This is a genomic window from Frankia sp. CeRuru1 (genome assembly GCF_977966315.1).
In genome coordinates, this window is sequence record NZ_CDWWEW010000314.1 from 1 (window position 1) to 6,120 (window position 6,120).

A 6,120-nucleotide genomic window follows, 5' to 3' on the forward strand; every position below is an offset into this window, starting at 1 on the left:
GGCACCAGGTGGCCGTCGGCGTGCCTGCGGGCGGTCTGGCGGGCCTGGCGGTCCGCGGTGAGGGCTTGGCGCATCGCCTTCGCGACCGCGGCGTGCGCCGGATCGGTGATGACGGCGTGCGGGGCGAGGCTGCGCGGGTGCTCGGCGACCGGCTGGCCGTCGCACCGGACGGTGACGGTGTCGAGCGTGGCGGTGACGTCGACGAACCGGCCGATCGCGTGGGGGTCGACGGAGTAGTCGACCGCGTCGACGCGCACGTAGTAGTCCCGGCCGAGGCGGACCCGGCTGGTCAGGCCGGTGGCCGGGGCGAGCGGGGGCAGCGGCAGCATCGCCGCGCGATCGGTGGCCAGCCGGTCGACGGGGCGGCCCCCGATCGAGCGCACGGTACGGGTGTTCGCCGTGCGGGTCAGCCAGTCGCCGAGCTGGGCGTTGAAGTCCGCCGGCGAGGTGAAGTACCGGCCGGGCAGGAACGAGGTCTCCAGGTAGCCGTTGTTCCGCTCGACGACGACCTTGAACTCGGGATCCACTCAGCCGTCGCCGCTCTCTTCCTCGACCCCTCTCCGAAGCACACCACGCCACTCCAGATGGTCGAGTAGGGCCCGCCCGGCAGAGGAGATTGGATGCTGCACAGTGAAAGGTGCATAGGCCGCTACGAACTTCGACCAATATCGATCGATCAACCCGCACCCCCGAGCAAACGGGTGCACGTACATCCAGAATAGTTCCCACCCATCAGGGTAGGGAAGAAATGAGATGACGCCCGCGGCAACGAATTGACTCTCTCCAAGAGACGCGCGGCGAGGCCCTCGACAAGCCGGCGCTGGGTGACGCCTGTGACGCGGCTCGTGGGGCCGATGATGCGCCTCCTGCGTAACGTAATTAGTTTCGATCAGCGATGCGCCCATTTATGACTATTCAGCCTGTCAACGGTGTGGCGCCTAATGGTCGGACTAGCACCACGAGGTGTCGCGCTCGGGTGATCGCCACGCGCAGTACGCGTCGGGCGTCTGCGATGTCAGACGGGCTCCGGGTCGGATCGATCAGCGGCGCCGAGTAGCGACCCTCCACGATGATCACGCCATCGAATTCCTTGCCTTTGGATTTGTGCATGTTCATGAGAGTGACGGGAACAGGTTCGCTCTGTGTGAGCTCTAGAGTTTGGTTCACCAGGACGCGGCGTACCGTCTGCGTGGCGTTGGTATAGGCGCTTTGGCCGTCCCAGATGTCGAGGAGCGCCCAGGCGAGCGCGTCGGTCGCCTTGAACAGCCGCAGCAGGCGGGCTCTCGTGGAGATCTCGTCCAGTTCGTCGGTGCCGTGTAGGCGGGCTCGGGCCGCCTGCCAGTCGCTGACAGGCTCTCCGTCCAGATGGATGCCGGCATCGTACGCCGAGGAAATGATCTTAGCGGTGTTAGGTCGTATGGCCACCCCGGACTCGATAGCGGTGACTGCCTTCTCGATCTTGTCCACCGTCTTGCGGGCTCCGATGGTGCCGCCGGAGAACTTGATCCTGTAGAAATCCGCGATCGCCCGCAGCGTGCCTGTGAGCGCGGGGAGGCGGCTCAGACCGGGCCATTCCATGATTGACGCCACGACGTACCCGGCGGCGGCAGCCAGTTCGGGGTCCCAGTTCAGCTCGTGGTCGACCGCTGGCAGTCTCTTCCCCTGGCCGGAGGGAGCGGCGCGATCGGCCGCGATGGTCTCCGAGATCCAGACGACTTGGTTGTTGGTGCGCGTGAGCACCGCGATCGTCGGTGTGCGGCCCAGCCGGCGCTCCAGATGGTCCCGCAGCGCGACGATTATCTCGTGGGCTCGCACCTCGCACTTGACGAATGCCGGATAGGTCGCGGTGACGACGGTGTCGGGCACAGGCACGCTGGGGTCGTTGCGCAGGACGGCATTGGCGTAGTCGAGCAGCCCTGTGCCGGCACTGCGGTGGTTGTCATCGGACAGGTCGAACGGTCTCGGGTCGAGGTCCTCGATCGCGTGCTCGATCCGCTTGTCGTGGACACCTTCAACGAAGCCGAAGATCCGCTGGTCCGGGTCCGCCAGGCACACGAGCACCGAACCGCGGCTCAGCTCCCGCACGGCCTGCCACTGGTCGTCGCTGGTGTCCTGAAACTCGTCCACGATGACCAGCGGGTAGACGTCGCTATAGAGGGCGCGGATCGCCGGGTGGGCCAGCAGCGACGCGGCGGCGCCGGCGAGCCGGTCGAACACGTAGCGTCCGTCGTCTCGGGCGAGCCGGTGGGTCTCTGCCGTCCAGTCGCCGTTGAAGTCCGCGCGCAACTGACGCTCGCGGTCGGGCGCTATGAAGGTGGACGGCTTGCCGGTCAGCAGGGGCCCGTGGGCGCGGACGAGGTCGAGGAAGAAGGAGTGGAAGGTCCGGACTTCCAGCCGGTTCCGAACGGCGCGCGGGAGTAGGCCGCGCATGCGGTCGCCGACCTGCCGTACCGCGGCCCGGGAGAAGCTCAGGAACAGGACGCGCTGCTCGGGCTCCAGCTGGTCCACGACGGAGGCTGCCTTGAGCAGCGCGATGGTGGTCTTGCCGCAGCCTGGGCCGCCCTGGATGAGCAGATGGCCGTCCGCCGCGAGGATCTGGCGCCGTGTCTCGTCGATGTTCACGGTGACGTTCAGATCTGCGGAACGGCTACCGCGTCAGCGGGCTCCGGTGGCTTCTGGCGCAGGTCCGCGTCGATGGAGGTCAGGAAGGCGGCAAGTGTGGGTGGCAGCTCCGCCTTGCCGGAGCACTCTGCGATCAGCAGGGCCGCGTAGCCGGTTGCCCCCTTGTGCGCTTGCAGAAGGGTCCGGATGTGTGACCGGACCTCCTCGTCGGTCGCGGTCGTCGCCAGCTGCCCCACCCCGCTTGGGTAGTCGAGGCGCGTCGTCACGGACACAGCGAACCGCCTCTGGACAGCGATGGGCGTCTCGGCGACCAGCAACGTCTCGATTCCCTTGTAGGGGATGACCTCGTACCGAGTAAACCGGGCCGTCTTCGCTACCAGGTCGGGGCCCAGCGGCTGGTTCGGATGGTCGTGTATGCCGAAGACCGGCTTACCCATGTCGGCGAAGACCGGGGCGAACACCGGGACTGAGACGTCGTTCTCGGCATCGAAGATCGAGATGCCCGCGAGGTCCAAGTGCAGGTAGCCGCCAACGGTCTCGTCGCGGTCGAGGACGTCAGAGACGGCCCGGAAGACGAGCACCTCCGTGGCGCCTTCCACAACGAGGACAGCGCGGGCCAGTACCGCCTCGGCGAACTGACGCCGGTTGTTGCGGTACTTCTTAGGCTTGAAGTCGTCCGGGAGACTGATGTTGGTGCTGGTGAGCGTGCCGGTGCTGTCGCGGCTCAGGACGACGACTTGGCCGGGGTCGAACTTCTCGATTACGTACGGCGAGTGCGACGTGATGATCGCCTGCCCCATCCGGCTGACGACAAAGTCGACCAGCCGGCGCTGGGCGTGCGGCGGCAGCGCGATCTCCGGCTCCTCCATCGCGAAGATTACCGAGTCGTCGCCCTTCAGCTCGGCGATGTAGGTCAGCAGCGCGAACACGAGCAGGTTCAACGAGCCCGTGCTCAGCCGGTTGAACGGCACACCGTGCGCTCCGGGCTGAGTGGACAGGAACAGCCGCAGGACCTCGCGGAGATGGTCCCGCGTCAGCTCGGAGACGCGGACGTTCACCGCGCCGGGGCCGTCACTCAGGCTGAGGAACCGCTCGACGCGGGCACGGAGCTGCTCGCGCACCTTGAAGAACGCGGAATCATCCCCAGCGATCACCACCTCCTCAACGTCGCGGAGAGCCTTCTCCCACAGCTGTCCGGCGGACTCCGCCTCCAGACGGACGATGGTGTCGAGCAGCGAACCGCGCTGGAAGCTGAGCGCGCGGCTGCCCGTACGGTTGGGACGCAGGTACAGGAAGCCACACAGCCGCTTGTCTTCGCGAGTGAACGGCTTCAACCCATCGCCCAGCTCGGTGGACTCCTCGGTCAAGTCGTCAACCACCGGTTCCGGATGCGCGAAGAACGTGCCGCCCTCGAAGTCGTCCTCGTCCGGGTTGAATCGCCCCAGGAACACGACGGGCAGGCACCACACGTCCTCGCTGTTCCCCTCGTCGCCAGCGGGCGCCGACTCCGCGAAGTCACGTCGGCGTGGCGACCAGCGACGCATGCGGCCGTGGAAACGCCGCCGCGCTTCCGGCGTCAGGTCAGTCAGGACCACCTCGATGCGTATCTCGGGGAGAACTCCGTCCGTCGCTTGGTACCGGCTGGCGAAGAAGTCGTACTCGTCGATCACAGGCCGGCGGAACATCCGCTCCGGGCCGAGAACCAGGTCCAGCGCCTCGCACACGGTGGACTTGCCCACGCTGTTGGACCCGACCAGCAGCGTGTCGCCGTCGAGATACACCGTCCCGGCCTCAACGCCACGGAAGCGGCGCAGGGTCACACGACAGACCTGCATTCGATCCCCCGATGCATGCGAAGTCGGCCGACGGCATCCGCCTTACCGCCTGCCGTCCCCAGCGATCTGCTGCCCGGCAGTTGCCGGACAACAAGCGATCATCTCATGCTGCTACACTGCGGAAGACTTGACGGTCATGCCAGACGATGTGGCTGGCGTCGACAGCGGGTTGACCGGGCAGAGGCACCGCGAGCGGACGCCCGGCGAGGGCGTAGACGGCGTGTCCGGCCGGCGATCGAGCGACGTAGAGATCGGAAACCTTGAGTTCCCGGTCCGGCGTCAACCCGAGAACACCTAGGTCGAACAGTGTGTGATGAAGCGAGCACAACGCCACGCCGTTGGTGACGTCGTCCGGGCCGTGCTGGCTATGCCAGCGGACATGGGCGGCCTCGACCCCGACCGGAACCGTTCCGATTCGCCCATCGAAGCCGCAGGCCGCGCAGCAGTAGGCGTAGACCCGCAGCACCTGCTCGGCGAACGTGGCGCTCCGCCGTCGCCGAAGCCGATCCCCACCGGCTACACCTGTGGAGTCGGCCCGCGTGCCGAGGTCAAGTCCGACGACATCGCAGATCAGCGGCGCGAGCGCGGGTGTGAAATGCCGGTCCAACAGCAGCCTCGCGGCGGCGGTAAGCATTCTGGGATCGAGGAGGATCTGCTCGACGTGGCGGTGCAAGCGGCCGACCGCGCCGAGGTCGTGAAGCAGGCGGCTTCGCTCCGGTAGGTCTGAGCCAAGTGGCTCACCGGCGGCGTCACGCAGGTCCCACAGGTCGCGCTCCAGATGCACGAACGGCATCGCGGCCCGCTGCCGCGCCGTCGACCGTCGCACCGACGGACCGAACTGGTTGATCAACCCGCTAACGGGCTGCTCAGCCTCCGCATAGCTCACCTCGCTGGTGCCTGTCGCGGCAAGCCGGCCGAACAGCCACAACAGCAGCAGCGGTTTGTGAGGCACCCGGACCGCGCCGACCTGGGCCCGCCGCAATCGACCTAACCGATCAAGCAACTCGGCGCTGTCCATCACGAAGATTCAACCAGCGGCCGACCGGGTCGTGGCGCTGTCGTATCCCCGGGGCATCGCCTAGCCGCGCCGCACGCGGTCAGGTGCGTCGGGGAAAGCGCTGTGGAGGTTGTCCGCGCCTGCGTGCCCCTCCCGCAGTGCATGGTGGGAAGGGGCGCGGCAGCGGACGTGCTGTCGGCTGGATCACGGTGCCCGGGTTCAGACGGTGTCGGAGGTGTCCGGGGTGGCGCTCGTCGGGTCGAGCACCTCCCACTGCTGGAGCATGGTGAGCAGCTGGTTGCGGTCGAGGGCGTAGAGGGTGGCGAGGGTGCGCAGGTCCCCTTCGCGGATCGAGAGGACCCGTCCGGCGTAGTCGCCGCGTTCCCGCTGGATCTCGGCGACCCAGCGGCGCAGCGGTCCGGCGTCTTCGGCGGGCACGCTGGCCAGGGTGGGCAGGTTGAGCACGACTCGCGCCGCCCGCGGCGGGAGGGGGTCAGGCCGTCCGCCGGGCAGCAGCTCGTGGACGGGGACGCCGTAGAAGCCGGCGAGCGCCGCGAGCCCTTCGACGCTGATCATCCGGTCGCCGCGTTCGTAGGAGCCGACCGCCGCGACCTTCCACCGGCCACGGGACAGGGTCTCCACCTGCTGGAGAGAACGGCCCTGCTG

4 protein-coding genes and 1 pseudogene are annotated in these 6,120 nt (G+C 67.6%); all 5 read right to left on the bottom strand.

Features of this window, described 5'->3' with window-relative positions:
* Window positions 1–524, bottom strand: a pseudogene (locus tag AC08OP_RS18965) (Mu transposase domain-containing protein); the annotation flags it as partial.
* 391 nt (window positions 525–915) lie between these two features.
* Complete coding sequence (locus AC08OP_RS18970) at window positions 916–2,622, bottom strand: UvrD-helicase domain-containing protein (protein WP_476615416.1); 1,707 nt, start codon at window positions 2,620–2,622, stop codon at window positions 916–918.
* A gap of 8 nt (window positions 2,623–2,630) precedes the next feature.
* On the bottom strand, window positions 2,631–4,457 hold the full coding sequence (locus tag AC08OP_RS18975; protein ID WP_476615417.1) for an ATP-dependent nuclease: 1,827 nt from the start codon (window positions 4,455–4,457) through the stop codon (window positions 2,631–2,633).
* A 103-nt stretch (window positions 4,458–4,560) separates the two neighbouring features.
* Complete coding sequence (locus tag AC08OP_RS18980) at window positions 4,561–5,475, bottom strand: phosphorothioated DNA-binding restriction endonuclease (protein ID WP_476615419.1); 915 nt, start codon at window positions 5,473–5,475, stop codon at window positions 4,561–4,563.
* 198 nt (window positions 5,476–5,673) lie between these two features.
* Window positions 5,674–6,120, bottom strand: a 447-nt coding sequence (locus AC08OP_RS18985) for a transcriptional regulator (RefSeq protein WP_476615418.1), incomplete at its 5' end; no start/stop codon positions are given.